The 25,103-nt window shown below is 63.9% G+C and carries 27 protein-coding genes; 17 read left to right on the top strand and 10 right to left on the bottom strand.

Annotation, left to right across the window (positions count from 1 at the left end):
* Positions 1-172 precede the first annotated feature (172 nt).
* Genes ACB033_RS14070 through ACB033_RS14060 form a run of 3 tightly spaced genes read left to right on the top strand, consistent with a single transcriptional unit; the run spans position 173 to position 2,216 of the window.
* The gene (locus ACB033_RS14070; RefSeq protein ID WP_042009128.1) at positions 173-784 is read left to right on the top strand and encodes a DUF2975 domain-containing protein; all 612 of its coding nucleotides are present in this window, start codon (positions 173-175) and stop codon (positions 782-784) included.
* A 7-nt stretch (positions 785-791) separates the two neighbouring features.
* A complete protein-coding gene (locus ACB033_RS14065) occupies positions 792-1,001 on the top strand; it encodes a helix-turn-helix transcriptional regulator (protein WP_005304071.1) in 210 nt (69 codons plus the stop codon).
* A 6-nt stretch (positions 1,002-1,007) separates the two neighbouring features.
* Positions 1,008-2,216 carry a hypothetical protein gene (locus ACB033_RS14060; protein ID WP_371140564.1) on the top strand — a complete coding sequence of 403 codons (1,209 nt, stop codon included), beginning with the start codon at positions 1,008-1,010 and terminating at the stop codon, positions 2,214-2,216.
* A 74-nt stretch (positions 2,217-2,290) separates the two neighbouring features.
* On the opposite strand, the gene ACB033_RS14055 is transcribed toward ACB033_RS14060, so the two are convergent.
* Together ACB033_RS14055 and ACB033_RS14050 are read right to left on the bottom strand one after the other, a co-directional pair.
* Positions 2,291-3,445: a 3-phenylpropionate MFS transporter gene (locus ACB033_RS14055; RefSeq protein WP_054544209.1), complete on the bottom strand. Its 1,155-nt coding sequence runs from the start codon at positions 3,443-3,445 to the stop codon at positions 2,291-2,293.
* A gap of 266 nt (positions 3,446-3,711) precedes the next feature.
* Positions 3,712-5,805: a TonB-dependent hemoglobin/transferrin/lactoferrin family receptor gene (locus tag ACB033_RS14050; RefSeq protein WP_054544208.1), complete on the bottom strand. Its 2,094-nt coding sequence runs from the start codon at positions 5,803-5,805 to the stop codon at positions 3,712-3,714.
* A gap of 188 nt (positions 5,806-5,993) precedes the next feature.
* Between ACB033_RS14050 and ACB033_RS14045 the strand changes: the two genes are divergently transcribed.
* From ACB033_RS14045 to ACB033_RS14035, 3 genes are read left to right on the top strand one after another with little or no spacing between them, the layout of a single operon-like run.
* Complete coding sequence (locus ACB033_RS14045; RefSeq protein WP_042009122.1) at positions 5,994-6,977, top strand: ChaN family lipoprotein; 984 nt, start codon at positions 5,994-5,996, stop codon at positions 6,975-6,977.
* Between the two features lie 60 nt (positions 6,978-7,037).
* The gene (locus tag ACB033_RS14040; RefSeq protein WP_139725261.1) at positions 7,038-7,589 is read left to right on the top strand and encodes a cysteine hydrolase family protein; all 552 of its coding nucleotides are present in this window, start codon (positions 7,038-7,040) and stop codon (positions 7,587-7,589) included.
* A 39-nt stretch (positions 7,590-7,628) separates the two neighbouring features.
* On the top strand, positions 7,629-8,033 hold the full coding sequence (locus ACB033_RS14035; protein WP_139725259.1) for a hypothetical protein: 405 nt from the start codon (positions 7,629-7,631) through the stop codon (positions 8,031-8,033).
* Positions 8,034-8,104: 71 nt separating this feature from the next.
* Here ACB033_RS14035 and hutZ read toward each other — a convergent pair whose 3' ends face one another.
* On the bottom strand, positions 8,105-8,662 hold the full coding sequence (hutZ, locus tag ACB033_RS14030; RefSeq protein WP_005304092.1) for a heme utilization protein HutZ: 558 nt from the start codon (positions 8,660-8,662) through the stop codon (positions 8,105-8,107).
* A complete protein-coding gene (gene hutX, locus ACB033_RS14025; protein ID WP_005304096.1) occupies positions 8,659-9,171 on the bottom strand; it encodes a heme utilization cystosolic carrier protein HutX in 513 nt (170 codons plus the stop codon). Before hutX ends, hutZ begins: the two co-directional genes overlap by 4 nt.
* Positions 9,172-9,339: 168 nt before the next feature.
* On the opposite strand from hutX, the gene ACB033_RS14020 reads away from it, so the two are divergent.
* From ACB033_RS14020 to ACB033_RS14005, 4 genes are read left to right on the top strand one after another with little or no spacing between them, the layout of a single operon-like run.
* Positions 9,340-10,179 (top strand): hemin ABC transporter substrate-binding protein, encoded by an 840-nt coding sequence (locus tag ACB033_RS14020; protein ID WP_139725257.1) that lies wholly within the window; start codon positions 9,340-9,342, stop codon positions 10,177-10,179.
* Positions 10,176-11,207 (top strand): iron ABC transporter permease, encoded by a 1,032-nt coding sequence (locus ACB033_RS14015; protein WP_162518980.1) that lies wholly within the window; start codon positions 10,176-10,178, stop codon positions 11,205-11,207. Before ACB033_RS14020 ends, ACB033_RS14015 begins: the two co-directional genes overlap by 4 nt.
* Positions 11,208-11,221: 14 nt before the next feature.
* Positions 11,222-12,010, top strand: a complete 789-nt coding sequence (locus tag ACB033_RS14010) for a heme ABC transporter ATP-binding protein (RefSeq protein WP_005304104.1) — start codon at positions 11,222-11,224, stop codon at positions 12,008-12,010.
* 50 nt (positions 12,011-12,060) lie between these two features.
* Positions 12,061-12,876 (top strand): ABC transporter substrate-binding protein, encoded by an 816-nt coding sequence (locus ACB033_RS14005; RefSeq protein WP_139431513.1) that lies wholly within the window; start codon positions 12,061-12,063, stop codon positions 12,874-12,876.
* On the opposite strand, the gene ACB033_RS14000 is transcribed toward ACB033_RS14005, so the two are convergent.
* Positions 12,864-13,490 carry a YitT family protein gene (locus ACB033_RS14000; protein ID WP_139431514.1) on the bottom strand — a complete coding sequence of 209 codons (627 nt, stop codon included), beginning with the start codon at positions 13,488-13,490 and terminating at the stop codon, positions 12,864-12,866. The two genes, ACB033_RS14005 and ACB033_RS14000, sit on opposite strands and share 13 nt — an antisense overlap.
* 323 nt (positions 13,491-13,813) lie before the next feature.
* Between ACB033_RS14000 and ACB033_RS13995 the strand changes: the two genes are divergently transcribed.
* The 4 genes from ACB033_RS13995 to ACB033_RS13980 all read left to right on the top strand — a co-directional run bounded on the left by ACB033_RS13995 (position 13,814) and on the right by ACB033_RS13980 (position 17,234).
* A complete protein-coding gene (locus ACB033_RS13995) occupies positions 13,814-14,833 on the top strand; it encodes an NAD-dependent epimerase (RefSeq protein WP_054544205.1) in 1,020 nt (339 codons plus the stop codon).
* Between the two features lie 210 nt (positions 14,834-15,043).
* Positions 15,044-15,232, top strand: coding sequence for a hypothetical protein (locus ACB033_RS13990; protein WP_139725255.1), 189 nt, complete (start codon positions 15,044-15,046; stop codon positions 15,230-15,232).
* Between the two features lie 208 nt (positions 15,233-15,440).
* The gene (locus ACB033_RS13985) at positions 15,441-16,295 is read left to right on the top strand and encodes a lytic transglycosylase domain-containing protein (protein ID WP_005304122.1); all 855 of its coding nucleotides are present in this window, start codon (positions 15,441-15,443) and stop codon (positions 16,293-16,295) included.
* 108 nt (positions 16,296-16,403) lie between these two features.
* Positions 16,404-17,234 carry a 5'-methylthioadenosine nucleosidase gene (locus ACB033_RS13980; protein ID WP_162519862.1) on the top strand — a complete coding sequence of 277 codons (831 nt, stop codon included), beginning with the start codon at positions 16,404-16,406 and terminating at the stop codon, positions 17,232-17,234.
* Between the two features lie 89 nt (positions 17,235-17,323).
* Here the strand turns inward: ACB033_RS13980 and ACB033_RS13975 are convergent, their stop codons facing one another.
* A complete protein-coding gene (locus tag ACB033_RS13975) occupies positions 17,324-17,833 on the bottom strand; it encodes a YgjV family protein (RefSeq protein ID WP_162519861.1) in 510 nt (169 codons plus the stop codon).
* A 57-nt stretch (positions 17,834-17,890) separates the two neighbouring features.
* Positions 17,891-18,466 carry a Crp/Fnr family transcriptional regulator gene (locus ACB033_RS13970; RefSeq protein ID WP_139725251.1) on the bottom strand — a complete coding sequence of 192 codons (576 nt, stop codon included), beginning with the start codon at positions 18,464-18,466 and terminating at the stop codon, positions 17,891-17,893.
* 240 nt (positions 18,467-18,706) lie between these two features.
* Between ACB033_RS13970 and ettA the strand changes: the two genes are divergently transcribed.
* From ettA to ACB033_RS13955, 3 genes are all read left to right on the top strand, one after another.
* Positions 18,707-20,374 carry an energy-dependent translational throttle protein EttA gene (ettA, locus tag ACB033_RS13965; protein WP_010634931.1) on the top strand — a complete coding sequence of 556 codons (1,668 nt, stop codon included), beginning with the start codon at positions 18,707-18,709 and terminating at the stop codon, positions 20,372-20,374.
* A 171-nt stretch (positions 20,375-20,545) separates the two neighbouring features.
* On the top strand, positions 20,546-20,881 hold the full coding sequence (locus ACB033_RS13960) for a hypothetical protein (protein WP_010634932.1): 336 nt from the start codon (positions 20,546-20,548) through the stop codon (positions 20,879-20,881).
* Positions 20,882-21,141: 260 nt separating this feature from the next.
* A complete protein-coding gene (locus tag ACB033_RS13955) occupies positions 21,142-22,485 on the top strand; it encodes an NCS2 family permease (protein WP_005304142.1) in 1,344 nt (447 codons plus the stop codon).
* A 77-nt stretch (positions 22,486-22,562) separates the two neighbouring features.
* On the opposite strand, the gene djlA is transcribed toward ACB033_RS13955, so the two are convergent.
* From djlA to ACB033_RS13940, 3 genes are read right to left on the bottom strand one after another with little or no spacing between them, the layout of a single operon-like run.
* Positions 22,563-23,393 (bottom strand): co-chaperone DjlA, encoded by an 831-nt coding sequence (djlA, locus tag ACB033_RS13950; protein WP_139725178.1) that lies wholly within the window; start codon positions 23,391-23,393, stop codon positions 22,563-22,565.
* 19 nt (positions 23,394-23,412) lie between these two features.
* Positions 23,413-24,081, bottom strand: a complete 669-nt coding sequence (gene murU, locus ACB033_RS13945; RefSeq protein ID WP_139725177.1) for an N-acetylmuramate alpha-1-phosphate uridylyltransferase MurU — start codon at positions 24,079-24,081, stop codon at positions 23,413-23,415.
* Positions 24,078-25,088, bottom strand: coding sequence for an aminoglycoside phosphotransferase family protein (locus ACB033_RS13940; protein ID WP_139725176.1), 1,011 nt, complete (start codon positions 25,086-25,088; stop codon positions 24,078-24,080). The genes murU and ACB033_RS13940 overlap by 4 nt, the downstream gene beginning before the upstream one ends.
* Between the last annotated feature and the right edge of the window lie 15 nt (positions 25,089-25,103).

Raw genomic sequence — 25,103 nt, 5'->3', positions numbered from 1 at the left:
TCTAGAGAGCTGCCCGGAAAATGTCATCTCCTTATTGCGGCGAGAATTTATCGTTTTTCAATAAAAAACGGTTGAATAAATATCGAAAAACGATAAACATCAGTCTGTGTTTATTGATAAACGATAACTCGGCGCTACGCGTGGCCCACCCTTTCACTCAAAGAGGTAAGCGATGAAACACAACAAGCTCGAACGCATGAGCAGCCTGATCGAATGGATCCTGCTGGCCACCCTGCTGGCCACCCCCGTCCTGACGGTCATGGGGGTCTGGTCACATCTGATCGGCGGCAGCGACTACCTGCAGCAGGAGCTGCAAGAAGCGCTGAATGTGGAAGAGAGTTCGGTGCTCGGCAAGGTGCCCCTGACCACGGAATCGCTCCCGCAGGCCAGCACCCAGCCTGCCGTTGCCGACTATCCCCTCACTTTGGGGACCCGCCTGCTGGGCACCCTGGTGATGCTGCTGCCGGATCTGGTGTTCATGCTGATGCTGTGGCAGCTGCTCCAGCTGTTTCGCGGCTACCGACAGGCCATGCTGTTCACCTTCAGCCAGATCCGTCGCTATCAGTGGATCGGCCTGCTGCTCTGCGTCAGCTTCGTCACCAAGATCGGCACGACGCCGCTGCTGGACATAGTGCTCACCCTGCCGGGACCCGAGCTGCACGGCAAGATCAACATCAGCTCGTCGGACTTCCAGCTGCTGCTGGCCGGGCTGATCGTCTCGGCACTGGCCCTGGTGATGCGCGAGGCCAAACTGCTGGCCGATGAACAACAACTGACGGTGTGAGGATCCCATGCCCATCATCATCCGACTCGATGCCCTGCTGGCCGAACGCAAGATGACCGCCCGCGAGCTGGCCCTGCGGGTCAACATCACAGAGGCCAACCTCTCCATCCTGAAAAACGGCCATGCCAAGGCGGTTCGCTTCTCCACCCTGGAGGCAATTTGCCGCGAACTGGGCTGCCAGCCCGGGGATCTGCTGGCCTTCGAGGAGGAGCGTTGATCCCCTATGAGTCGCCATCTCCCCCTGTGTGCCCTGTGGTTGCTGCCGCTGTGGGCCTGCGCCGCCGATGACACCAGCGGCCCTCGCTACCATATTGAGCAGGGCAGCCGTGCCAATCAGTTGCAGGTACGCCTCACGATGCAGGGCAATCCCCCTTTTACCCTGCTCCCCGCTCGTCAGTTGTCGGGCAGCACCGCGCCGGTTTCACCCAAGCTGATCTGTCTTGCAGACAACCAGCCGGTGGCCCTCAACCAGCCCTTCTCCTGCCAAGAGGTCGGCTGGCAGGTAACCCTCACCCCGGCGCCAGCCCTGGGGGCCGATGCCTCGGCCCAGGCGTCGCTGCTGTTTGCCCCCAATCGGTGGCTATTGACCGAATGGGGCAATCTGGTACGCCAGCAAGGGAGTCGCCAAGGGGACGTCTGTCTGCCGGACGGCAGTTGCCAGCCGCTGCCGGACCTCAACCAGCCGCCGCTGATCCTGCCATTTGGTCTGGCCACAGTGCCCGTCGCCAAACGGGAGCCCAGGCTGCTGCTGAGCCATGACGAGACGGCCAATCAGCTCGATCTGCCGGCCCTGCAGCAACAAATGAATGAGATCATCGACTATCTGGCCTTCCAGCTCGATGTCACCCCGCCCACTCACCCGTGGCGGCTGGTGTGGCTGGGGCGGGATGTGGCGACCCGCTCCCTCGGCGGCGCCGCCGGGGATCAGGTGTTTGTCGCCAACTACCCCACCATGGATGGCAAGCCGACGCAACAGGCGCCACTGCGTCTGCTGCGCACTTCCGCCCACGAGGCGGTGCACATCCTCAGCACCGCGCCACAGCCCACCTGGGTCAACGAGAGCCTTGCCGAGTACCTTGCCATCAAGGCGCTGCGCCGCTTTCGGCTGCATCAGGTCACGGCGGTCAACGAGCTGGCCGAACGGGGCAAGCAGTTGCCCCATGGCGAGAGCGGCCTCTATCGGGCGGCCCGCGAGGTGATGGCAGGGGATCGATCCTACTACCCGCTCTTTTACGTCAAGGGGAGCGCCTTCTGGGAAACCCTGGACAGGGAGCTGCAACACAATGACGCCGCCCTGGCCCGGCTGCTGCCCCAGCTGGGCTGGCTGGCGGATGGTCGCTTTGATACCGCATCCAATGAGCTGCTTGCTGGCACCATAGGCTCGGAGACCTGGCGCCGTCTGAGCCGCCACTATCTTGGCGAAGCGCGGTAACGCCGCACGCCGCAACGAAAAAGGGAGAGCCATGGCTCTCCCTTTTGCTGCGTGATGATTCAGACGGGTCGGTATCAGGCCGGGACATGCCCCTGCCCAGACGGCGCAGCTGGGCGCAGGCGCAGCACGAACACCGGCAGCACCACCAGCACCATCAGGAAGAAGATGCTGCCCCCCAGCGGTTCGTAGAGCAGACCGCACAGGGTCATCAGGGCGGCCACCGTCATGCCGAGCCCCAGCGCCGCATAGAGCGCCTGGGTCGGGATCAGCTGCTCGGCCGGCAGCTGGCGGGTCATGAAGCGCACGGCGCCGAGGTGGCTGACGCAGAAGGTGACCGCATGCAGCAGCTGGCCCGCCACCAGCACCAGGATCTCGGTGGAGGCTCCAAGCAGGATCCAGCGCACCACGCAGCCCAGCGCCCCCACCAGAAACAGGGTCTGGGCGCCGAAACGGTTGAGGAAGCGCTTGTCGGCGGCGAACATGCCGATCTCCGCCACCACCCCCAGCGCCCACAGATAGCCGATGGTGGTGCCGCTGTAGCCCGCCGCCTTCCAGTGAATGGCGCTGAAGCCGTAATAGGCGGCGTGACTGCCCTGCAGCAGGGCCGAGATCAGCAGGAAGCGGCGCACCTGGGGGGACTTGAGGGTATCGAGCAGGGAGGCCTTGGCCCGCTCGCCCTGGATGTCCCGCGGCGCCGGGTGCAGCGGCAGCCAGCTGAGCAGCAGCATCAACAGCAGCCCGGCCACCATGGTGTGCAGCACCCACTCGCTGCCAAAATTCCCCACCAGGGCCCCCACCAGGGTCGAGGCGACGATGAAGGCAAAGGAGCCGCACAGGCGCACCTTGCCGTAGTCGAGGTGCGCCTGCACCACCATGCGGGTGGCCAGCGCCTCCCCCACCGGCATCAGGGTCGGGTAGATGAAGTTCGCCACCAGGGTCAGTCCCACCAGCCACCAGAGGTTGTGGCTGAGATAAAAGCCGAGGAAGGCCAGCAGACTGAGCAGGCAGAGCAGGCGGGTGACCGGCAGCAGGTGCCCCGCCCCCTTGATCTGCCCCATCACCATCAGGTTGCCGGCAAAGCGGATTGCCATGCCGGCACCGAGCAGCAGGCCTATCATCTCGGCGCTCACCCCGATCCCCTCCAGCCAGAGCGACCAGAACGGCAGATAGGCACCATAGACGAAGTAGAAAGCACCAAAAAACAGGGCTAACCAGGAGAAGGCGGGCATAGAACCTCGGCAAGGGGGAAGATGGGGCACAAATGATAACCGATTTGCCGGTGGGGATCCTGCAATCCCGGGTGGGAAGCCGCGCAGGCAACAATGAAAAATATCAATAGAATTGAACTATTGGCGCAAGACCGGTGTCTATCGAGTAACACCTCCTCCTGGTTAGTGTTGCAATCCTTCCACCCGCCACCGGCGGGTTTCTTTTTGGCCGTTCGCTTGCGCCATGAAAAAGGGGCCCGCAGGCCCCTTGTCGTGATGGGTATTCATCAGAACACGTACTTGACCCGTGCACTCAGGTTGCGACCCGGCTCGGTCTTGTTGCTGATGCTGGCACTGGCGCTCTGGCCGGTGATGCTCTCGTAGTTGACGTACTCCTTGTCGAACAGGTTGAAGACGCCCACGTTGAACTGCAGATCCTGCACCGGCTTGAACTGGGCGTAGATGTCCACCACGCCCCAGCCTGCGCTCTTGATGTTGTCGTTGCCCTTGGCATCCTTGCCCACCTTGCTCATGTCGTCGGCAAAGCGCAGGGCGGTGTTGATGTTCCAGTTGGCCTGCTCCAGTCGTACCCCCAGGGTCCCCTTGAGCGGGCTCAGGCTGTTGATGTAGTTGCCGTCGCCATCCTTGCCCTCGATGTAGGAGAGGTTGCCCCAGACGTTGACCAGATCGTTCAGCCAGTAGTCCGCCTTGGCCTCGGCCCCTTTGGTGGTGGCCTTGTCCAGGTTCTGGTACTGGTAGACGGCGGTGCGCCCTTCGGTGCTCACCTGGCCCAGCTCGATGAAGTCGTCGTACTTGTTGTAGAAGGTGGCCACTTCATAGCTGAAGCCGCCGGCGCTGCCGCGCACCCCCAGATCGATGCCGTCGCTGCTCTCGGGCTTGAGGTTGGTGTTGGGCTCGATGCGATAGCCGTACGCCTGGTGGTTCAGGGTGGAGAAGGCGTTGTCATACATGGGAGTCTTGTAGCCGTGGCTGTACTGGGCGAACAGGTTGGCCGCCTCGTGCGCCTTGAATACCAGCCCCAGCTTGGGCGAGAACTCCCCTTCGGAGAAGCGTTTGAGGTTCTCGCCCGTGTAGGCGGGGTCCTGATCCGGGTTCATCCGATAGTAGTCATAGCGAGCCCCCGGCGTCAGCACCCAGCGCTCGCCGAACTTCAGCTCGTCAAAGGCCCACAGGGCGCCGTGCTCTGTGGTGGTGGAGGGGAAGCTCAGCTCGCTGTAGCCTTCAAAATCCCCCGCCACGGTCGGCGCCTTGAAGCGGGTCCGCTCGTTGTCGGTGTGCTCATACTCCAGGCCCCAGGCCAGCCGCTGGCTATCCAGCGCCTTGCTGAACTTCACCTGGGCGCCCAGGCTCTTCTGCTCGAAACCGTTGTGATCCAGCGAGTTCTTGGTCACATAGGGGTTGGTCGGCCGCACCGGGTATTTGGATGAGGCGTACTGATCCATGGTCTGCTTGGTGCGGGCGTAGTAGATCTTGCTGTCGATGCGATCGACCCAGGGCGCCTGCAGGGCGATGCCGTGATCCAGCACCAGCGACAGGTTGTCGGTATCCTTGTCGGTGATCGGCTGGTTGAAGACCGAGCCCGCCTTGGTGAGGTCGACCGCGTCGGGATCCTGACCCTCGGTGAAGTAGTCGACGGTCAGCTTGAGGAACTGGCTATCGCTCAGGTTCCACTGGCTCTTGAACAGCACGGCCTGACTGACGATGTCGAACTCGTTCTTGTCGCTGTCGTAGTTCTGGGTCACCCCGCCGTCACGCCAGGTGTAGCGCAGCAGGTTTTCCAGCTCGCCGGTACGCAGGGCACCGGTAAAGCCCGCCATCTTCTGGTGGCTGCTGGAGGCATAGCCGGAGGTGGCGTCCAGATAGCTGTCGCGCCCCTTGAGGAAATCCGCCGCATCCTTGGTGGTGATAGCGATGACGCCGCCCAGTGCATCGGAGCCGTAGGCGGCCGAGGCCGGCCCCTTGACCACCTCGACCTGCTTGATCATGTCGGTGTCGAAATAGCTCTGGCCCACGCCGCCGTTCTTGTAGGCGTCGTTCTCGCGCACGCCGTCGCGCACTATCTTGACCCGGTTCTCACCCATGCCGCGAATGATGAAGGTCTGGGCATCGCCGGCACCGCCGAGAGCGGTGACGCCCGGCTCGTAACGGAACAGGTCGGCGACGTTGCTCACCACCTGCTCTTCAATCTGTTCGGCGGTAATGACCGAGATGGGACCGGAGACATCTTCCAGTTTCTGCTCCATCCGGGAGCCACTGACCACCATGACGTCATCTGCTTTCTTGTCCGCCGCGAAAACCGGGGAAGCGAGGCCGGCCGCCACGGCAAGGGCGACCAGCGATAGGGTGTTGTTATGGGCCACTGCAAATCCTTATTGAGAACTGTTATCAAACAGCAGGCATCTTACTCACCTCTCAATAAAGATCAATAATAAACGGAATCATTCTCATTTTCTTTTGTCGTAATTAGGTTCTACACTACGCCCCTCTGTTTTCCCGCCCGCCATGCTGCCATTGTATAGTGCAGGCACCTCATCGCTGCGAGACCCCCATGACCCGACTTCTGCCCCTGCTCACCCTGCCCCTGCTGCTGGCCGCCTGTGCCACGACGGCCCCCGTCAACGATGCCGGCACCCTCTATCACTATCAGCTCAAGGCCACCCAGGGGGATGCGCTGACCCTGGAGCAGGCCCTGACCCGGGTGGCGGATGCCGACATAGTGCTGGTGGGCGAGCTGCACACCCACCCGGCGGTGCACCTGCTGCAGGCCAGAATGCTGGCGGGCCTGGCCGACACGGCACAGGCAGACGGCCGCCCCCTGGTGCTCTCCATGGAGCAGTTCAGCCGCGCCGATCAGCCGGTGCTGGATGCCTACCTCGCCGGTCGCATCGGCGAGGCGGCCCTCATTCGCGACGGCAACGCCTGGCCCAACTACCCGAGCGACTATCGCCCGCTGGTGGAGTTCGCCAAGGCGCGCCACCTGCCGGTCATCGCCGCCAATGCGCCCAAACCGCTGGTGAGCTGTGTCGGCCAGGAGGGGCCGGCCTGGCTGGATCAGCTGCCCGCCAGCCGTCGCAGTCAGCTGGCCCGCACCCTCACTCTCGGCGATGACCCCTATCGCCAGAAATTCATGGCCTCGCTCCATCATGGGGATGCCGACGGCAACGCCCGCCGCTTTGCCGCCCAGACCAGCTGGGACGACACCATGGCCGAGAGCATGGTGGATTACCTGCGCAGCCACCCGGGCCGGCGCATCATGCACATCGCCGGCAACTTCCACGTGGAGGGGGGACTGGGGCTGGCCAGCCGCATCGCCAGTCGCAACCCGGCCCTCAAGGTGGCGCTGGTCGTGCCTGAGCTGACAGCGCCGCAAGCGGGCAAGGAGCAAGCGGCGGCAGCCGGCCGGGTGGCCGACGTGCGGGTCGGCATCGCCCCCCTGCCGGAACGCTGGCTAAATGCCGATGAAATGAAGCAAGATATGGGCGCACTGCATCAATCCCGCAGTCGTGACTGCAGCCAGTGGCTGCAACCCTGACCTTGAGTCTGAGGAGCCCAGTGGCTGCCACCCTGACAAACAATTGCCCAAGGATTTCATATGGATGTGTTACTGGTCATCGACATGCAACAGGGGCTGTTCACCCAGCCTCGCCATCAGGACGCCCAGGTCATCGCCAATATCAATCGATTGGCCGAGCGCGTGCGGGCAGAACAGGGTCGTGTCATCTATGTGCAGCACGATGCCCCCGGTTCCGAAGTGGATCCCGCCAGTCCGGGCTGGCATCTGCACGCCGATCTCGCCCCGCAGGGGCATGACAGCCGGGTGAGCAAGACCGCCTGCGACAGCTTTCTCGACACCGAGCTCGGTTTCCTGCTGGCGGAACAGGCGGTGGACAGGCTGCTCGTCTGCGGCTGTGCCACCGATTTTTGCGTCGACACCACATTGCGCAGCGCCGCCGCCCGCGGTTTTGAGGTGGTGGCGGTGACCGACGCCCACACCACGGCTGACCGGCCCCACCTGAGCGCGGAGCAGATCATCGAGCACCATCACTGGATGTGGCGTCACCTCAGCCTGCCAAAAGGCAGAAGCGTGACCCTGCTCACGACGGATGAGCTGCTCGGCGCCACCCAACCCGAGCCGGCATGTTAATCTGCCCGCTTTGAAGCGATCACCCGATTGGAGTCTTGTGTGCGTCTACTCTCTGCCGTTGCCTTCACGCTGCTGTTACCGGCAATCACCGCCTGCTCGGGCTTGCCGGGGCACCAGCCGGATGGCCCGGCCCCCCTGTTCATGACCCACATCAATGAGGAGGGGAGCAAGCGCTTCACCTTCGAGGCCGCCCCGCTCGATACCCTGCCCACCCGCCTGCAGAACGATGACGGCAGCAGGCTGAGCAGGAACAAGAGCCTGCTGGAGCGGCGCGAAGCGCTGCAGGATGCCCAGCTCACCCAGGCACTGACCGAGCGCAAATACTGCCGCGAAGGCTACATAGTGCTCAGCCAGACTTCCTGGAAGATCCGGGGCGAGTGCAACGAGACCGCCACCCGGGCCGACCGCGACGCCTTTCCCAACAAGGCCTCCTGGCAGGATTGAGGGAAAACCGTCCATAAAAAAACGGGCAGCCCCAGGGCTGCCCGTTTTGTCATCTTGGCGATCCGCGCGGATCAGACCGGTGCATCGGCCGGGCTGGTCAGCTCGGCGCCATTGTCGATGCGCTTGTGCCCTTCCACCAGGTGGACGAAGTCCACCAGCTCGTCGCCGGAGACCCGGAACGCCTGGCCGAAGCCCTTGACGAACAGCCCCTGCTCGGGCTTGAGACGAAACAGCACGAAGTCCTTGAGATTGGAGAGCCCTTTGACTATCTCGCCAAAGCGCCCTTCCAGCGCCGCCACGGCCTTCTCCCAGCGCACGTCGTCGCGGGCCACCACTTCGGCCAGCGCATCGAAGGTGAGGCGTTTGCGGGCAAACAGCTCGCGGGCCCCGTTCTCGTCCTCGATCAGCATCAGCGACACCTTGGGTACCTGTTGCAGGTTGCGGGCGTGGCGGGCGATCTCGGAGATGAGCACATAGTAGCCATCTTCCTGCAGCACGAAGGGGGCATAGCTGGCATTGGGGTTGCCTTCACTGTCCACCGTCGCCAGCTGCAGGGTGCGGCAACCGTCGCGAAACTCGCGGATCTCCGGTTGCAGGCGGTTCTGCAGACGCTCCTGACGTTCACTCATGCTTTGACTTCCTCTTGATACTGGTGGCGCAGGGCCATGAAGCGTTCCACCTGGGCCGGCAGCAGCTGACGCTGCTCGTCACGCCCCAGATAGACCTTGAAAATGCAGCGACCGCTGTGGCCGAAGAACTGGAAGGAGTGTCCCTCCTTGCCCATGAACAGCTTGCTGACCAGAGCAATACCGACCACGTTGTCGAGCTTGAGGTGGCCGTGCATCTCGCCGTCACGCCCCATCAGGTTGTAGTAGCCACGGGCGCTCTTGCCGCGGGGGAAGGGGGCCTTCACCTCGAAGATGGAGCCGTCGGACTCGACGATGGTGGTCACCTGGCCCCAGTCGGCCAGGTCCGCCAGCAGGGCTTCTGCCTGCTCGGCGGGCACCAGGGTAACCAGCTCGGCCGGCAGGTGGCGCACCACCTCCCATTCGCTGACGGCCAGCTCGGCGGCGATGGTGGACGGGTGAGCGCCGGGATCTTGTGCCAGCAGCCCATGAATGCGTTGTGCAATGCTCATCGGTTCTCCCTTGGGATGCCTGCGACATCCCTGTTCTGTCATGGCGGATACTGTAATGAAGGCCCCAAACCAATGCAATTGATAATCGCTTTCATTCTCAGTGCATTTTTTTCGACGGCTTGATATTCTCGGCGGCAATCCCACTTCATTCACCCTTCGGAGGTTAGCATGGGCCGTCGTTTTGCCCTCGCACTCAGCCTGCTCGGCTGCTCAGCCCTGTCCCTGCCCACTCTGGCGCAGGAACGTATCGTCAGCATAGGCCCGGCCACCACTGAACTCATTCTGGCACTCGGGGGCGAGCAGAGCCTCATTGCCACCGACATCAGCAGCCCGGAGCCGAAGAACCTGCCGCGGGTTGGCTATCACCGCGCCCTCGCCGCCGAAGGGATCCTGAGCCTGGCGCCGACCCGGCTGGTCGGCAGCGACGAAATGGGGCCACCACCCGCCCTGGAACAGCTGCGCCGGGCCGGGGTCGAGGTGGACGTGCTGCCCACCGCCCCCACCCTCGCCAACCTCAACCAGCGCATCGATACCCTGTCCACCCTGCTCAAAGACCCGGCCGCCGGCACCCGTCTGAAGGCCGAAATCCAGACCCAGAGCGAGCTGCTGGCCGCTCAGGCCAAGCAGAACAAGCCGCTCAAGGTGGTCTTCCTGCTACTGCACAAGGGCCAGCCCACCAGCATCGCCGGCGGCAACACCACCGCCAGCGCCCTGCTCACCCTGGCCGGTGGCGTCAACCCGGTGGCCCAGCTGCAAGACTACAAGCCCGTCTCCACCGAATCCCTGATCGAGCTGCAGCCCGATCTGGTGCTGGTGAGCGGCCGCGACTGGCAGCAGTATCAGGATCCTGAAACCGTGCTGAGCCAGGTGCCCGCCCTTTCCGCCACCCCGGCCGGCAAGAACAGGGCCATTCACGCCATCGACGGTCACGCCCTGCAAGGGGGGCTCAGCCTCACCTCGCTGCAGCAGGCTAGCCAGATCGCCAAGTGGATCAAGCTGGGTTCATGATGCGTCTGCCACTGCCCTGGCTGCTGTGCCTCACCGGCGGCGCACTGGCTCTGTTGCTGGTTGGGTCGCTGGCCACCGGTCCCATGGCCCTCTCCTTTGGCGAGAGCCTGCGCGCCCTGTTCGCCGGCCAAGGGAGCGGGATTGAGGCCCACAAGTTGCTGATCGTGCAGGAGATCCGCCTGCCACGCACCCTGCTCTGCATCGCCGTAGGGGGGATTCTCGGCCTCTGCGGCGCCGTGATGCAGGGGCTGTTTCGCAACCCCCTGGCCGACCCCGGCATCATCGGGGTCTCCGGCGGGGCGGCGCTCGGCGCGGCGCTGGCCATCGTGCTGCTGGCCCCCCTCGGCCAGCAGTGGCAGAGCCTGCTCGGCATCGGCCTGCTGCCCCTGCTCGCCTTTCTCGGCGGCGCGCTGACCACCACCCTCGTCTACCTGCTCGGCACCCGAGAGGGGGGCACTTCGGTCACCGTCATGCTGCTGGCCGGGGTGGCCGTCACTGCGCTCTCCGGCGCTGTGATCGGCCTGCTCACCTATCTCGCCGACGATCAGATGCTGCGCAACCTGAGCCTGTGGCAGATGGGGTCGCTGGCGGCAGGCAAGCCGGTGGACGTGGCGCTGGCGCTGCTGACCCTGGTTGCTCTGCTCATTCTGTTTATGCGCGATGCCAACCCCCTCAACGCCCTGCTGCTGGGTGAAGGGGAGGCCCGCCACCTCGGCATCCAGGTACAGTCCCTCAAGCGGCGGCTGATCCTGTTCACCGCCGCCGGGGTCGGCGTGGCGGTGGCGGTGGCCGGCATGATAGGTTTCGTCGGTCTGGTGGTGCCGCACCTGGTGCGGCTGCTGGCCGGCCCCAACCACGTCCGGCTGCTGCCGCTCTCAGCCCTGCTCGGGGCCGCCCTGCTGCTGGGCGCCGACATGCTGGCCCGCACCCTGCTGGCGCCGGCCGAGATGCCGGTCGGCATCATCACCGCCCTGCTGGGCGCCCCCTTCTTCATCTGGCTGCTGGTCAAGGGCCGCCGCACCCTTTAACCGGAGGACTCATCTTGTCAGCTTCATCGACCCTGCTGCACTGTCGCCAGCTCAGCCTCAGCCGGGGCGGCCGCCCCATCCTGGACAGGCTCGACCTCAGCCTGCAGGCGGGCAGCCTCACCGCCCTGCTCGGCCCCAACGGCGCCGGCAAGAGCTCGCTGCTCAAGTGCCTCACCGGCGAGCTGGAACATGAGGGGGAGATAGATCTGTTTGGCCGGGAGCGGCGGGAGTGGGCCGGCAACGAGCTGGCCCACCGTGTAGGCGTGTTGCCGCAGAGCTCGTCCCTGAATTTCCCCTTCCTGTGCGAAGAGGTGGTGGCCATGGGCCGACTGCCCCACAGCGAGCCGGCCAGCCGACGCGACGAGATAGTGCGGGCCGCCATGACCCATGCCGGGGTGGATCATCTGGCCGGCCGCCTCTATCCCGGTCTCTCCGGCGGGGAACGCCAGCGGGTACAGTTCGCCCGGGTGCTGGCCCAGATCTGGCAGGCCCCGGAGGAACCGCAACAAGCGCGGCTGCTGCTGCTGGACGAACCCACCTCGGCGCTCGATCTCAAGTACCAGCACCAGCTGCTCACCATGGCGCGCGCCCTCGCCGCCCGTCATACCGCCGTGCTGGTGGTGCTGCACGACCTCAATCTGGCGGCCCGTTACGCCGACCGGCTGGTGATGCTGGAGCAGGGCAGAGTGATGGCCGACGGCACCCCGCGCGAGGTGCTGACGCCTGATCTCATCGACCGGCTCTACGACTACCCGGCCCGGGTGATCACAGACCCGCAGGGGATGTATACCGTCGTCCTGTAGGGCGATTTCTCGCTCATACTGCAAGGGTGTCAATCACGGATGCTTGCCCCATGCCTGCTCGTCTGCTGTTGCTCTGGCTCCTCTCCCCTCTCTGCGTTGCCGCCCCCCTGCGTCTGGTCGTCCAGGAGTTTGCTCCCTACAGCTTCATGGGCAGTGACAACCAGCCGACCGGCGCCATGGTGGACATGGTGAAAGAGGCGTGCAGCTACTGGCCTGAAGGGTGCCAGATCACGCTGCGCCCCAATCTGCGGGCCAGAAAGGAGCTGGATCTGGGGGAAGTGGACGGCATGTTTCCGCTCGCCTGGAGCGATGCTAGGGCAAAGACGCTGAGCTACTCGGTACCGCTGTGCAAGGCGAGCTGGGGCATCTTTGCCCACGTCGACGAAATTGACGCGCCGCTGACTCTGGCTCGCCTTGGTCACGCACGGATCGGGGTGACCAGAGGCTCCTTCAGCGAGACCTTGCTGCGCCAGCTTGACGACACCCTGCACCAGCAGGGGATCTCCCCGATGCAGCTGGAACTCAACGTCAACGATGATTATGCGAACCTGCTCAAGATAGAGCGACAGGGGCGCTACAACCTCTACTTCTCCAACCTGGATGTGGCCCTCTATCGACTCAACCTCAGTGGCGCCTCGAAGATCAGGCTATGGCAGAAGAGTCACGAGGCGAACTACTACATCGCCTTCAACCGCCAACGCATGAGCGAGGCGCAGCTGGCAGCCTTCAACCAGATCCTGACCCGGCTGGAAGCCCAGGGCAATCTGCTGCGGCACAGGGTGCACTGGGGTCTCTCCTCACCGCTGCCCGATCATCGGCTGCACACCCTTTTTCCACCCGGTTCACAGAGGCCTCACGCCAACTGATAGCGACCCGGCTTGTGGTTGAGTGTCAACACCAGGTTACAGATGATGGCCGCCACCACGGAGAGGGCCAGGATCCAGGGCTGCACCACGAAGAAAGAGGCGATGACGATGGTGCAATCCAGCCCCATTTGCAGCTTGCCGGCGCGGATGCCGAAGCGATCCTGGATAAACAGCGCCAGGATGTTGAAGCCGCCCAGGCTCGATTTGTGGCGGAACATGATGAGCAGCCCCATGCCGATCAGGGTGCCACCGATGAGCGCCGCGTAGACCGGCTCAATCTTGCCTATCTGCAGCACGGCATTGAGGTGATCCGTCATGAAGGAGACGGTCGCCACCGAGACGAAGGTGTTGAGGGTGAAGCGCGGCCCCATCCTGAGCCAGGCCAGGGCATAGAAGGGCAGGTTCATGCCGAAGAACAGCAGGCCGAAGCTCTGCCCGGTCACCTGCTGCAGCAGCAGTGCCAGCCCGGCGGTACCGCCGGTGAGCAGGCCCACCTGATGAAACAGAAAGATGCCGAGAGAGACGAAGCCGGCGGCGGTCAGCAGGGCGATGATGTCTTCATAGAGGGGGTGCGCAGTACGAGCGGACTGCGCCGAGACGGGGGTGTTGTCCATAACCGGTATCCAATAGCGAAGTAAAAGAGTGTCTGTGGCCCATATCGCGGGCGCGAGCCCTGTCCACAGGGCTTCGTTATGGGATTCAGTCTATTTTTTGCGACCATGATCACAATAGTCGCCGCCCACGCCCCGTTTTGGTGCCTGTCATTCTCCATTGACAGCCGCTGCACCAAGATGCAGCATGCCGCGCCTGAGCCGCCCCCACCTTGACGAAAAGGGCGGTTTGCCATGGCACAGACGCGCCGGCTCTGCTACAACGCGCGCAGCCCCAACTCCAGCACCACCATCAGGAGCCCCATGATCTGCACAGGACCCCAGCCATGAAGTATCTGGTCACCGGCGCCGCCGGTTTTATCGGTTTTCACGTCGCCAGACGGCTGTGTGAGGCGGGTCATCAGGTGGTGGGGCTGGACAACCTCAACGACTACTACGAGGTGAGCCTCAAAGAGGCTCGCCTGTCGATGCTGACCCCCTTCCCCCATTTTCGCTTCGTAGAGGGCGAGCTGGCGGACCGGGCCGGCATGGCCGCCCTGTTTGCCGAGGGGCAGTTCGAGCGGGTGATCCACCTGGGTGCCCAGGCGGGGGTGCGCCACTCGCTGGAAAACCCCTTTGCCTACAGCGAGAGCAACCTCACCGGCATGCTGACGGTGCTGGAGGGATGCCGCCAGCACGACATCCGGCATCTGATCTACGCCTCCTCCAGCTCGGTCTATGGCATGGGCGAGCAGCTGCCGTTCAGTGCCGATCAGCAGGTGGACCACCCGGTTTCCCTCTATGCCGCCACCAAGAAGAGCGGCGAGCTGATGGCCCACGCCTACTCGGCGCTCTACGGCCTGCCCACCACAGGGCTGCGCTTCTTCACCGTCTACGGCCCCTGGGGCCGGCCCGACATGGCCATCGCCAGGTTCACCCGCGCCATCCTGGCGGGCGAGCCCATCGACGTCTACAACCAGGGCGATCTCAGCCGCGACTTCACCTTCATCGACGACATCGTCGAGGGGATCCTCGCCGTCGCCGAGCTGCCACCCCGCCCCAATCCTCACTGGCACGCCGGCGAACAGAGCCCGGCCGAGAGCGCCGCCCCCTACCGCATCCTCAACATCGGTCATGGCCAGCCGGTGCGGCTACTCGACTTCATCGAGGCGCTGGAACAGGCGCTGGACAAGCCCGCCATCAAGCGGATGCTGCCGATGCAGGCGGGCGACATGCACGCCACCTGGGCCGACAGCGAGCCCCTTCACACCCTCACCGGCCTGCGCCCCGCCACCTCCATCGAGGAAGGGGTCGCCGCGTTCGTGCGCTGGTATCTCGACTACTACCAACCCGCTGAGCTGGAGTAGCCATCCCGACCGGACACTGGGTGCGCCCTGCTACGGCCGGCTGAAAATTGTTTGATGAGTTAATGGAATGGCGCCGCACCACCTCCCCCCTTAGGATGGGGATGTGAGGCGGATGGCGGTTTGCCGGGCACCGGCTGGGGTATACTGGCCGCACTTGGTGCCACACGGGCACGCATCCGCCCCCTCACCATGATGAGAAGGAGTCACCTCATGATCCGTATTCTGCTGTTGCTGGGCGCCGCCCTGTCTGCCTACGGACTGCAACAGAGCCACACCCTGGCGCCGCTGCTGAGCCTGCTCGGTCTGCTCTCGCTCTGGGTAGTGAGCGAAATTCGCCTGATGTATCGCCAGCTGCCCGCCGCCGAGCCGGACGAGCAGCCCTATCACCTCGACGTCTGAGGGGGCCGGGGGCAACTGATTTAGCCACCTCTTTATCGCCACCGACCACCTGGATGCACGGCCAGCCCCTGATAGGACTGCATCGGCCATTGGTTCCATACCGTTTTGATCTCTGGATACCCGGATCAATAACAACAGGATCCACTGGATTAATGGCAGAACGGGCCATGTTCCCCTATATCTTCTGTACCCCAACAGGAGAGAATCCATGTCGAGCCTCAGCGAAAACAGGCTGTTTTTGCTGCTTTTTTTATCGCTGTTGCTGGCCGGTAACGTGCAGGCAGCGGCGCAAAGCAGGGATTTCAGACAGGCGCCCAAGGCGCTCAGCGCACTGAAGCAAGGGCAACAGGCACAGAGTCAGGGCAACCTGACCCAGGCCATCCACTTCTACTGCGCCGCCGCCACCACGGGTAACCCGGAAGGGTATTTTCGCATCGGCCGCCTGCTCGCCACCGGCCCGGGCTCGGTTCGCAACCCCCGCATGGCCAACGCCTACCTGGCCATGGCGATCCGTCTTGGCAACCAGCAGGCCATCCGTTACTACAACAGCCGGGTCGGCAATGCCGTGATGGGGGATCAGTGCGGCAGCGGCGTCGGCGGATCCGGCGGTTACTTCGCCGCCATCCCCACCACCCCTTTCAATCTGGAGGCCTATCTGGCCCGCCAGTCACCCGCCAAGCAGAAGCTGGCCAACATGCTGCGCCATGCCGCCAAGCGCCACCGCATCGACGAGCGGCTGGTGCTGGCCATCGCCATCGCCGAATCCAACCTCGACAGCCGCGCCGTCTCCCCCAAGAATGCCCAGGGGCTGATGCAGCTCATTCCCGAGACCCAGCAGCGCTTCGGGGTGACCCGCCCCTTCGATCCGGAGCAGAACATCAAGGGGGGTGTGGCCTATCTCAAGTGGCTGCACACCCATTTCGATGGCAACTGGACCCTGATGTCGGCGGCCTACAACGCCGGCGAAAAATCGGTGGAGCAGTATGGTGGCATCCCCCCCTATCAGGAGACCCAGCAATATGTACGGCGGGTGCTCTACTTCGCCGGCCACAAGCAGCCCTGAACCCGACTTCCTGCCGGCCTGCTATTGACAAAAACCACCCCCTCATTTGCGCAATCGTTTGCCTTTCGATAGGATCCGGCGCTTTCTCGCACGTTCTACAGGTAATCCATGAATTTCATCAAACGCTGCTCGCGCCTGCTCACCCTGTTTGCCCTCTTCTCCTCCGCCGTCGTGGCGGCCAATCCGGCACCCATCCTGATCCAGGGGGCAATGGACGTCGAAGTCGAAACCCTGGTGGCCGCCCTCAAGGAGAAGCAAGAGCTGACCGTGGGCACCTGGACCTACTGGCAGGGCACCCTCTCGGGTTATCCGGTGGTCGTCTCCCGCACCGAGGTGGGACTGGCCAATGCCGCCGCGGCCACCACCCTCGCCATGGAGCGCTTCCGGCCGCGCCTCGTCATCAACCAGGGCACGGCGGGCGGCCACGATCCGGCGCTGCACCGGGGCGACATCGTCATCGGCACCAGGAGCTTCAACATGGGGGCTTATCGCAGTGATCTGACCCCCGCCGAGCAGGGCGTCGATCCGAGCAAATGGCACAACTTCGAGGTCACCATGCGCCTGCGCGACAACGGCAAACTGGTGGAGCACGCCTCCTTTGCCGGCGATCCTGAGCTGGTCGGCCGCGCCCTCGGCATGGCCGACGGTTATCGTCACGGTCGGGTGGTCCCCGGCATCATAGGCACCGCCGACGAGTGGAACCGCCAGGTCGCCCGCATCAACTGGCTGCACCAGACCTACCAGACCGCCGCAGAAGAGATGGAAACCTCCTCCGCCGCCCTGGTAGCGGAGGCCTACAAGGTGCCCTTCGTGGGTATCCGGGTGCTCTCCAACAGCGATCTGCACGGCGAGGAGTTCGATCCGCAAACCGCCATTCACTGCCAGCAGTTCGTCATCGACTACGCAAAGGCGCTCATCAACGGCTTCAACAAAGCCTGACATGCCAGAGAGGCCGCCACAGTGGCGGCCTCTTTGCCTTACAACACCCATTCTGCAGCATTACCCGCTTTTTTCTCGGCAGACCGACCTCAGCCGGCAGGTAACACCCTGTGCCCATAGTGGCGGTAGTAGCCCACCAGATTGCTGACCAGAAACAGCCCCTCCATCAGCGCCGCCACGGGCGACCCCACCAGCAGGTTGTTGGCCAGCCAGCAGAGGGTGCCCAGCAGCATCCAGCGCCGCAGCAGGCGATCATCCAGGCAAAACGCAGCCCGGGTCTGCAGCAGACTGGCCAGCAACCCCAGCAGGGCGAGCGGCCCCTGATAGGTGGCGAGCACCGCGAGGCAGGACAACCCCATAAAGAGCCACATCAAGAGGCGGCGCGTGGCCAGCATGCTGACCACGAAGCGCAGGCTCGCCAGCCAGAGCAGCAGGGCGGCAGACCACTGTCCCAGCAGCGCGAAATGGGCGCCATTGAGGGCGCAGGAGAGCGCCAGGCAGGCCAGAATGGCCCGGCGCGTCCGCAGCTGAAACGACAGCAGATCCAGCAGCAGCGCCAGGCTCACCACCAGTTGTGACCACAAGAACAGCGACATCATCCCCACTCCAGACTTGTTCGAGAGGCCCAGCATGGCGGGAATGGACGCGGCGCGGCATTAACCCGGGTTAATGCGTCGGCGGATCCGCGACAGGGTGACCGGGCTGATGCCGATGTAGTTGGCGAGCTGCACCTGGGTGAGCCGCGCCGGCCAGTGGGGGAAGGTGCGGCAGAGCTCCCGGTAGCGCTCTTCGGGGGAGTGGAGCAGCAAGAAGGCCTCCTTGCGCTCCTTGTAGCACAACTGCTGCCGCAGCAGGGCCATGCAGACCGGCTGCCAGGCGGGCTCGTCCAGCAGGGCGAGCGGCACCCGCACCAGCTGCAGCGTCGTGACGGCCTCCAGCTGGTAACGGGCGGGAGCCCCGGTGAGCCAGCTGTCGTAGAGCAGACAGAGCTCCCCTTCGAAGTAGAACTCCTTGCAGCGCTCCTGCCCGTCCCGGGCATAGTGGCAGGCGCGGGCGATGCCCCGCTCGATGTAGAAAGCCGACTCCTGCATTGCCCCCTGAGCCAGCAGCGGCTGACCCGGCTGCAAGGTCAAACGGGGCAGGCGGCCGGCAAGCGGCTCGCCGATGGCGGGTGCCAACCCCATGGCGGCGAGGGTGGCCGCCAGAGGCGGGGCAGAGGGCAGGCTGGTCATGCAAACTCCGGGGCAAACTGGGCCTTCATCATGCCAAGTTTGGCGGCCCGTTGCAGCAGGCTGTGATGGCCCCGGCAAAGGGAATGGCCGACCGGGTGCCACCTTTGCCCCCCCTCGCCCATTGGTTTACAATCGACGGGTTTTTTGGAACCCGGTCGACCTGCGTCGACCTGGCCCCACCACGACATCAGTCTGTTAGTGCCAAGACATTAACCTGCTGAAAAGGAAGAGAATTAGCCAATGGCTCAATTTATTTACACCATGAACAGGGTCGGCAAGGTAGTGCCGCCCAAGCGTCATATTCTCAAGAACATCTCCCTCTCCTTCTTCCCGGGCGCCAAGATCGGCGTTTTGGGTCTGAACGGCGCCGGTAAATCGACCCTGCTGCGCATCATGGCAGGCATCGACACCGAGATCGAAGGGGAAGCCCGTCCGCAGCCCGGCATCAAGATTGGCTACCTGCCACAGGAGCCCAAGCTGGATCCGGAGCAGACCGTGCGTGAAGCGGTCGAAGAGGCGGTCGGCGAGGTAAAACGCGCCATGGCCCGGCTGGACGAGGTCTATGCGGCCTACGCCGACCCGGATGCGGATTTTGACAAGCTGGCCCGCGAACAGGGCGAGCTGGAAGCCATCATCCAGGCCCAGGGTGGCCACAACATGGAAAACCAGCTGGAGCGCGCCGCCGACGCCCTGCGCCTGCCGGCCTGGGATGCCAAGATCAAGCACCTCTCCGGTGGTGAGCGCCGCCGCGTGGCGCTGTGCCGCCTGCTGCTGGAAAAGCCGGACATGCTGCTCTTGGACGAACCGACCAACCACCTGGATGCGGAATCCGTGGCCTGGCTGGAGCGCTTCCTGCACGACTACGAGGGCACCGTCGTGGCCATCACCCACGACCGTTACTTCCTCGACAACGTGGCCGGCTGGATCCTGGAGCTGGACCGCGGCGAAGGTATCCCGTGGGAGGGCAACTACTCCTCCTGGCTGGAGCAAAAAGATGCCCGTCTGGCGCAGGAAGCCAGCACGGAAGCGGCTCGTCGCAAGTCCATCGAGAAAGAGCTGGAGTGGGTTCGCCAGAACCCGAAAGGCCGTCAGGCCAAGTCGAAGGCTCGTATGGCACGCTTCGAAGAGCTCAACACCAACGACTACCAGAAGCGCAACGAGACCAACGAGCTGTTCATTCCGCCCGGACCGCGCCTCGGCGACAAGGTGGTGGAAGTGGCCAACCTGCGCAAATCCTACGGTGACCGGGTGCTGATCGACGATCTGTCGTTTGCCATTCCGAAGGGGGCCATCGTCGGCATCATCGGCCCGAACGGTGCCGGTAAATCGACCCTGTTCCGCATGATGTCGGGTCAGGAGCAGCCGGATTCCGGCGCCATCACCCTGGGTGAAACCGTGGTGCTGGCCTCTGTCGATCAGTTCCGCGACAGCATGGACGACAAGAAGACGGTGTTCGAGGAAGTCGCCGACGGCCAGGACATCCTGCGCATCGGCAACTACGAGTTCCCGAGCCGCGCCTACATCGGCCGCTTCAACTTCAAGGGCGCCGATCAGCAGAAGCGGGTCGGCGAGCTCTCCGGTGGTGAACGCGGCCGTCTGCACCTGGCCAAGCTGCTGCAAACTGGCGGCAACGTGTTGCTGCTGGATGAACCGACCAACGATCTGGACATCGAAACCCTGCGCGCCCTCGAGAACGCCCTGCTGGAGTTCCCGGGTTGCGCCATGGTCATCTCCCACGACCGCTGGTTCCTCGACCGCATCGCCACCCACATCCTGGACTATCAGGACGAGGGCAAGATCGAATTCTTCGAAGGCAACTTCACCGAATACGAAGAGTGGAAGAAGAAGACCTACGGCGCCGAGGCGGTCCAGCCGCACCGTGCGAAATACAAGCGCATCGCCAAGTAACAGGGCAAACAAGTGCGGCTTCTGCATCAGCCGCACCGTTCCCACCACGACGAGTACAAGCGCATCGCCAAGTAAACCGGCAAATGCGACAAGGGGAGCCCAGGCTCCCCTTTCTTGTGCCCGATGGCTTACAATCCAAGACGGATACCTTTTATGCATGGATGTAGCAAGATGACGACCCAGCCCACCACAGAGAAGAAACTGACCATCCAGATCCGGGTTGAACCGGGCTGCCTCGGGCCGGACGGCAAGGCGCACATCGAGACCTTCTGTGCCGCCGCCGCCAGGATCTTCGCCGCCGTGGAGCCGGAGCTGGTGAACTGGACCCTGCTGCCCCGCTATGACAAGCAATTGCCGGAGCAGGAGTTCTTCATCGACGGCCGCAAGCTGAGCGAGGAGCAGGCCAGCCTCTTCCTGCGCCGCATGGGGCGGGAACTGGGAGAGGTGCAGGACAAGCTCGACTCCGTGCTGGCCCAGCTGGTGGAGCGTTACTTCAAGACCCTCTGACCCGATCCCTGCCCCTCAAAAGGTTCTCCAGCGAGAACCTTTTTTATTTTCGGTGGGGAAAACGTTTGAATTTTTACTCTATTCATTGATCCGCCTCGCAGATCCGGGGTTTGTAAACGGCGCCGCCTGTGTAAAAATGTGCGCGCTGTCACGGTATCAGGACGAGTCTGGTTGTTTAACCACCAGAAAGCGGGCGTCACTCCCCCATGGAGGATGCCCCTCTCCTGCTGCTTATTTCACGTCACCTATTGGAATCCAACATGAATCAACCACACCAGGCCCCCGCACAGGCCGCCGGGCAAGGATTGCTTGAGCGTCTGTTTGCCCTGAAGGGCCATGGCACCAACGCCCGCACCGAAGTGATCGCCGGCATCACCACCTTCCTGACCATGGTCTACATCGTCTTCGTCAACCCGCAGATCCTCTCTGCGGCCGGCATGGACACCCAGGCCGTGTTCGTCACCACCTGCCTCATCGCCGGCATCGGCAGCATCCTGATGGGCCTGCTCGCCAACCTGCCTATCGCGCTGGCTCCCGCCATGGGCCTCAACGCCTTCTTCGCCTTCGTGGTGGTGGCCGGCATGGGCTACTCCTGGCAAGTGGGCATGGGCACCATCTTCTGGGGCGCCATGGGCCTGCTGATCCTCACCCTGCTGCGGGTGCGCTACTGGCTCATCGCCAACATTCCGCTCACCCTGCGGGTCGGCATCACCGCCGGCATCGGCCTCTTGATCGCCCTGCTCGGCCTGCACAACGCCGGCATAGTGGTGGCCAGCCCAGCTACCATGGTGACGGTGGGCAACCTCACCTCCCTGCCCTGCCTGCTGGGGCTGCTCGGCTTCTTCCTGATCTGCATCTTCTCCGCCCGCGGCGTCCACTCCGCCGTGCTGATCGCCATCGTGGTGACCACCACCCTGGGCTGGCTGTTTGGCGACGTCACCTTCAAGGGCTTCGTCTCCATGCCTCCGAGCATAGAGCCGGTGTTCGGCCAGCTGGATCTGATGGGGTCGCTCGACATCAGCCTGGCCGGGATCATCTTCTCCTTCATGCTGGTCAACCTGTTCGACTCCTCCGGCACCCTGATCGGCGTCACCAACCGCGCCAAGCTGGCCGATGACAAGGGTCACTTCCCGCGCATGAAGCAGGCCCTGCTGGTGGATAGCGCCAGCTCCGTCGGCGGCGCCTTCATGGGTACCTCCTCGGTCACCGCCTTCATCGAGAGCAGCTCCGGCGTCGCCGTAGGCGGCCGTACCGGTCTGACCGCCATCGTGGTCGGCCTGTTGTTCCTGCTGGCCATCTTCTTCTCCCCGGTGGCCGCCATGGTGCCAGCTTATGCCGCAGCCGGCGCCCTAATCTACGTGGGTGTGCTGATGTGCTCCGAGCTGACCCGGGTGAAGTGGGAAGACCTGACCGAAGCGGTACCGGCCTTCATGACCGCCGTCATGATGCCGTTCAGCTTCTCCATCACCGAGGGGATCGCCGTGGGCTTCATCTCCTACTGCGTGATGAAAGCGGGCACCGGCCGCTGGCGCGAGATCAACCCCTGCGTGCTGGTGGTGGCTCTGCTGTTCGTGCTCAAGTTTGTCTGGGTCGACAGCCACTAAGCCGCGACGCACAAATACTGCGCAAACAAAAATGCCCGTCAGCGACGGGCATTTTTTTATGGCTAATGAAGGGGCGCTCAGCGAATGCCGCGCGCCTCGCGGATCCACTCCCAGGCCTGCTGGATCTCCTGGGTCTTCTCCTTGGCCATCTCCATCATTTCCGGCGGCAAGCCCTTGGCGGCCAGCTTGTCCGGGTGGTGCTTGCTCATCTCCTTGCGGTAGGCGCGCTTGATCTCCTGATCGCTGTCGCTCTCGCTCACTCCCAGCAGCTGGTAGGCATCCTTGAGCCTGTCACGGGAGGGGGCCTCCTGCCGATACTGCTGACCACCCTGCCCGCCATTCTGATACTGACCGCCGTGGGCCCGCTTGAAGAAGTTCATCTGCGCCTCGGCCATCGCCAGGATGCGGGCCAGCTCGATGCGGCTAAAGCCCAGTTCGTCGGCGATGGTGTGCAGGATGGCGCGCTCGCTGGCCTCGACCTTGCCATCGGCGAAGGCGGCCTGCAGCTGTACCTCGAGGAAGAAGCGCAGGATATCGCGCTGGCCCTGGCTGGCCTGGCGAAACTCGGCCAGGGTCTCCCGCAGCGGGAAGTCCGCCTCCTTGCCCTGGCGGAACGATTCCTGGGCGCGAGCCCGCTGCTCCCCTGCCAGCCGCATCCGGTCCATCAGGTTGGAGGCGACCCGGATCTCCTGCTCGGTCACCTGGCCGCTCGCCTTGGCGATGTGGCCCATGACGGCGAAGGTGGCGTGGAAGAAGACCGCCTGTTGCTGCTGGGTGGGGGCGCGGCGAAAATTCAAGCCCATGCCCCGATCGAAGCGGTGGCCGATCCAGAGGCCAAGCAGGGCACCAAAGATGTTGCCGAGCAGAAAACCGAAGAAGGCGCCAAGCACCTTACCCCAAATACGCATGGTTCAAGACCTCGTGAAATTAATGAGTGCGTCCTTGCAACTGATCGTCCAGCTCGTGCAGCCGCTGGGCCGTCCCTATGTCGCGCCACTCGCCGGCCAGCAGGCTGCCGCCCACCCTGCCTTGCGCCATCCACTCCCGCAGCAGGGGCGCCAGCTTGCGTGCCCCCGCCGCCAATCCGGCAAAGGCGGCGGGATCATAGAGCCCGACGCCGCTGAAAGTCAGCGCAGGGGTGTCAACCACCTTGCCCGCCTGCAGCGCAAAATCCCCCGCCGGATGCTGAGGCGGGTTGGGCACCAGCCAGAGGTGGGCCAGCTGGTCGCCAAGGGGCTGGCTCACCAGGGTGCGATAGTCCAGGTCGAGCCAGGTATCGCCGTTGATCACCAGAAAAGGATCGCTGCCCAGCAGCGGCAGCGCCTGAATGATGCCGCCGGCGGTCTCCAGCGCGCTCTCCTCGGCCGACCAGTGGATGGAGACCCCGAACGCACTGCCATCGCCGAGCGCTTCCACCAGCTTGTGACCAAGCCAGGCGTGATTGATGACCAGGTCGGTCACACCGGCCGCCTTGAGTTTTTCGATATGGTGCACGATGAGCGGCCTGCCCCCCACCGCCAGCAGTGGCTTGGGCAGGCTGTCGGTGAGCGGGCGCATCCGCTCGCCGCGACCGGCGGCCAGGATCATCGCCTTCATGACGCCACTCCGCTGCGGGCCAGCCCGGGCAGCACCACCTGCTCCAGCCACTGGCCGAAGCGGGCCAGCACCGGATAGGCGACGCCATGGCTGCGGCAGACATCCACCACGTAGCCCAGGGTGCGGGGAATATCCTTGAGGTAGCCGGACTTGCCGTCGCGGTGGTAGAGCCGGGTGAAGATGCCCGCCGCCTTGAGGTGGCGCTGCATGCCGGTGAGGTCAGCGGCGCGACGAAACGCGGCGTAATCGAGCCCGCCGAGCAGCTTGGCCTGCTGCAAAGTGTCGAAGCCGAGTCGCATGCCCTGCTCGATCACCGCGTCCGGCCAGCGCACGTAGCAGTCTTTCAGCAGAGAGACCAGGTCATAGCTGAGCGGCCCGATGACCATGTCCTGGAAGTCGATGACCGCCAGCTCACTGTCGGCCGGGGTCTCACCGCCGCACACCATCAGGTTGCGGCTGTGAAAATCCCGGTGCATCACCCCCTGGGGCTGGGCCAGGTTGTTCTCGGTAAGGCAGGCGAAGGTCTCGGCCAGCAGTTGCTGCTCTTCATCGCTCAGGGTCAGTTGCAGATGGTGACCCAGCAGCCACTCGGGGAAGATGCTGTTCTCCCGCGCCATAAAGGCGGAATCAAAAGGCTCAAGGTCCAGCTCAACCGCGCCGAGACGGGGCAGCAGCGCGATGGCCTTGCCGTACCAGGCCTGCACATTGTCTGCGTTCAGGCAGCTAATAAGTTGGGTATCCCCCAGATCGGTCACCGCCAGCAGCCCCTGCTCGTAGTCCACCGCCCGCACCTCGGGGGACAGCAGGCCGCCTGCATGCAGGGCCGAGGCATTGCGGACAAACTCATGATTTTTTTCGGTTTTAGGGTTGGCATCCACCCAGATCAGGCCACCGCCACGGTGGTAGCGGCGAAAACTGGCGTCACCGGAAATGAGGGTCAACTGAAGGCTGGCATCACCGGAAATCCGGCGCGCCCAGTGCAGCAAGAGGGAATCGCGATCGTGCATAAGTCGGGGACCAAA

The sequence above is a fragment of the Aeromonas sp. S15(2024) genome, assembly GCF_041402265.1.
Lineage (GTDB): Bacteria > Pseudomonadota > Gammaproteobacteria > Enterobacterales > Aeromonadaceae > Aeromonas > Aeromonas dhakensis.
The sequence above is the reverse complement of the archived record's forward strand: the minus strand, read 5'-3'. Positions and strand labels throughout refer to the sequence as shown.

What these genes read in the sequence shown, in the direction of transcription:
- ACB033_RS14070 (WP_042009128.1), top strand. Translation starts at nt 173, where the DNA reads ATGAAACACAACAAGCTCGAACGCATGAGCAGCCTGATCGAATGGATC.
- ACB033_RS14065 (WP_005304071.1), top strand. Translation starts at nt 792, where the DNA reads ATGCCCATCATCATCCGACTCGATGCCCTGCTGGCCGAACGCAAGATG.
- ACB033_RS14060 (WP_371140564.1), top strand. Translation starts at nt 1,008, where the DNA reads ATGAGTCGCCATCTCCCCCTGTGTGCCCTGTGGTTGCTGCCGCTGTGG.
- ACB033_RS14055 (WP_054544209.1), bottom strand. Translation starts at nt 3,445, where the DNA reads ATGCCCGCCTTCTCCTGGTTAGCCCTGTTTTTTGGTGCTTTCTACTTC.
- ACB033_RS14045 (WP_042009122.1), top strand. Translation starts at nt 5,994, where the DNA reads ATGACCCGACTTCTGCCCCTGCTCACCCTGCCCCTGCTGCTGGCCGCC.
- ACB033_RS14040 (WP_139725261.1), top strand. Translation starts at nt 7,038, where the DNA reads ATGGATGTGTTACTGGTCATCGACATGCAACAGGGGCTGTTCACCCAG.
- hutZ (WP_005304092.1), bottom strand. Translation starts at nt 8,662, where the DNA reads ATGAGTGAACGTCAGGAGCGTCTGCAGAACCGCCTGCAACCGGAGATC.
- hutX (WP_005304096.1), bottom strand. Translation starts at nt 9,171, where the DNA reads ATGAGCATTGCACAACGCATTCATGGGCTGCTGGCACAAGATCCCGGC.
- ACB033_RS14020 (WP_139725257.1), top strand. Translation starts at nt 9,340, where the DNA reads ATGGGCCGTCGTTTTGCCCTCGCACTCAGCCTGCTCGGCTGCTCAGCC.
- ACB033_RS14015 (WP_162518980.1), top strand. Translation starts at nt 10,176, where the DNA reads ATGATGCGTCTGCCACTGCCCTGGCTGCTGTGCCTCACCGGCGGCGCA.
- ACB033_RS14005 (WP_139431513.1), top strand. Translation starts at nt 12,061, where the DNA reads ATGCCTGCTCGTCTGCTGTTGCTCTGGCTCCTCTCCCCTCTCTGCGTT.
- ACB033_RS14000 (WP_139431514.1), bottom strand. Translation starts at nt 13,490, where the DNA reads ATGGACAACACCCCCGTCTCGGCGCAGTCCGCTCGTACTGCGCACCCC.
- ACB033_RS13995 (WP_054544205.1), top strand. Translation starts at nt 13,814, where the DNA reads ATGAAGTATCTGGTCACCGGCGCCGCCGGTTTTATCGGTTTTCACGTC.
- ACB033_RS13990 (WP_139725255.1), top strand. Translation starts at nt 15,044, where the DNA reads ATGATCCGTATTCTGCTGTTGCTGGGCGCCGCCCTGTCTGCCTACGGA.
- ACB033_RS13985 (WP_005304122.1), top strand. Translation starts at nt 15,441, where the DNA reads ATGTCGAGCCTCAGCGAAAACAGGCTGTTTTTGCTGCTTTTTTTATCG.
- ACB033_RS13980 (WP_162519862.1), top strand. Translation starts at nt 16,404, where the DNA reads ATGAATTTCATCAAACGCTGCTCGCGCCTGCTCACCCTGTTTGCCCTC.
- ACB033_RS13975 (WP_162519861.1), bottom strand. Translation starts at nt 17,833, where the DNA reads ATGATGTCGCTGTTCTTGTGGTCACAACTGGTGGTGAGCCTGGCGCTG.
- ACB033_RS13970 (WP_139725251.1), bottom strand. Translation starts at nt 18,466, where the DNA reads ATGACCAGCCTGCCCTCTGCCCCGCCTCTGGCGGCCACCCTCGCCGCC.
- ettA (WP_010634931.1), top strand. Translation starts at nt 18,707, where the DNA reads ATGGCTCAATTTATTTACACCATGAACAGGGTCGGCAAGGTAGTGCCG.
- ACB033_RS13960 (WP_010634932.1), top strand. Translation starts at nt 20,546, where the DNA reads ATGACGACCCAGCCCACCACAGAGAAGAAACTGACCATCCAGATCCGG.
- ACB033_RS13955 (WP_005304142.1), top strand. Translation starts at nt 21,142, where the DNA reads ATGAATCAACCACACCAGGCCCCCGCACAGGCCGCCGGGCAAGGATTG.
- djlA (WP_139725178.1), bottom strand. Translation starts at nt 23,393, where the DNA reads ATGCGTATTTGGGGTAAGGTGCTTGGCGCCTTCTTCGGTTTTCTGCTC.
- murU (WP_139725177.1), bottom strand. Translation starts at nt 24,081, where the DNA reads ATGAAGGCGATGATCCTGGCCGCCGGTCGCGGCGAGCGGATGCGCCCG.
- ACB033_RS13940 (WP_139725176.1), bottom strand. Translation starts at nt 25,088, where the DNA reads ATGCACGATCGCGATTCCCTCTTGCTGCACTGGGCGCGCCGGATTTCC.